Annotated in this window: 3 protein-coding genes; all 3 read left to right on the forward strand. The window is 65.1% G+C overall.

Going from position 1 to position 1,509, the window contains the following annotated elements; all coding sequences use genetic code 11:
- Position 1 precedes the first annotated feature (1 nt).
- A complete protein-coding gene (locus tag HP546_RS30110; RefSeq protein ID WP_256678578.1) occupies positions 2–841 on the forward strand; it encodes a LysR family transcriptional regulator in 840 nt (279 codons plus the stop codon).
- 205 nt (positions 842–1,046) lie between these two features.
- Positions 1,047–1,310 carry a DNA-directed RNA polymerase subunit omega gene (gene rpoZ, locus HP546_RS30115; protein WP_003253383.1) on the forward strand — a complete coding sequence of 88 codons (264 nt, stop codon included), beginning with the start codon at positions 1,047–1,049 and terminating at the stop codon, positions 1,308–1,310.
- A 59-nt stretch (positions 1,311–1,369) separates the two neighbouring features.
- Positions 1,370–1,509: hypothetical protein (locus HP546_RS31635; RefSeq protein WP_172233497.1), on the forward strand; the 140-nt coding region annotated here is incomplete at its 3' end.

Below are 1,509 nucleotides of genomic sequence, written 5' to 3' on the forward strand. Positions count from 1 at the left end.
ACTGGTACTGGCGCTGGAACGTGGCCGCTCCCTGGCCAAGGCCGCCGAGCTGCTGAAAGTCGACGTTTCGACCGTATTCCGCTCGATTCGCCGACTCGAGTCGGCACTCGGCACCGCGCTGTTCGTCAAGAGCCGCAAGGGCTACCTGCCGACCGACACTGCCCAGGCCCTGGCCGAGCAGGCCGAGCGCGCCGAACAGGCGCTGGAGGCGGCGCGTATCGCCATGACCAGTGGCGAGCAGGTGGTCAGCGGCACGGTGCGCCTGACCTGCACCGAGGCCGTCATGCACAGCCTGCTACTGCCGGCGCTGGCCGAGTTCATGCCCAACTACCCCGCCTTGTCGCTGGAGATGGGCACCTCCAACACCTTCGCCAACCTCAGCCGGCGCGATGCCGACATTGCCCTGCGCCTGACCAACACGCCGCCGGAGCACCTGGTGGGCCGCAACCTTGGCTCCACCTCCTATGTCATCTGCGGCCAGCCCCAATGGCGCGAGCGCCTGGACGAGGCGCCTGCCAGCGTGCCCTGGATCGCCCCCGACGACTCGATGCAGGATCATCCCACGGTGGTCTGGCGCAACCAGCAGCACCCAGGGCTGAGCCCGCGCTACCAGTGCAGTGGCATGTCGACCATAGCCCAGCTGGTCAGCACCGGGCTGGGCGTGGCGGCGCTGCCGGACTACATGGTGCATGCGCTGCCAGGGGTGGATGCGCTGAGCGGGCCGCTGCCGGGCTGCGATACCCAGCTGTGGCTGCTTACCCGCCCGGATTGTCGGGCATTGCGCTCGGTGCAGACTTTGTTCGAAGAGCTGACCCCGCGGTTGCGCGGTGCGATGCTCTGAGGTTATCGTCGGGCTCATGCATCGAGGGTGTCTGTTGCGGCCCTTTCGCGGGTAAACCCGCTCCCACAGGGTGCGCCGGCAGGCCCGAGGATAAAGCGGCCCGACAAAACAGCGCTTCCCTATTGGCTGGTGAATTTTTATACTATCGAGTCCGCCTGCCCATTATCGGGCTGCACGCCCACCGCATTTGCTACTGAGGAAGACCATGGCCCGCGTAACTGTTGAAGACTGCCTGGAACACGTGGATAACCGCTTCGAGCTGGTCATGCTCTCGACCAAGCGCGCTCGCCAGCTGGCGACCGGCGGCAAAGAGCCACGCGTAGCATGGGAAAACGACAAGCCAACCGTTGTTGCCCTGCGTGAAATTGCCGAAGGCATCGTCACCAACGAGTTCATCGCCGCTGAAGAGATCGTCACCGAGGATCCGGTGTTCGCCGCGTTCGAGGACGAGAACAACGAGGCTGTCTGATTGATGCCAGGTCGACGTCGCACGGCGCAAGGCCCTCTTCCTCGGCAGGAGGTTATCCCATGCCGGGTATAGAAGCCTTGGCCGAACGGCTGTCGACCTATCTGGGCCCTGAACAGGTCAACCTGGTCCGGCGTGCCTATTTCTACGCCGAACAGGCCCACGATGGGCAGCGCCGCCGCAGCGGCGAGCCCTATGTGAC

It is taken from the genome of Pseudomonas sp. CM25, assembly GCF_013179705.1.
Taxonomy (GTDB): Bacteria; Pseudomonadota; Gammaproteobacteria; order Pseudomonadales; family Pseudomonadaceae; genus Aquipseudomonas.

Bases quoted from the DNA above. Each gene is read 5' to 3' on its own strand.
- rpoZ (WP_003253383.1), top strand. From the start codon at position 1,047: ATGGCCCGCGTAACTGTTGAAGACTGCCTGGAACACGTGGATAACCGC.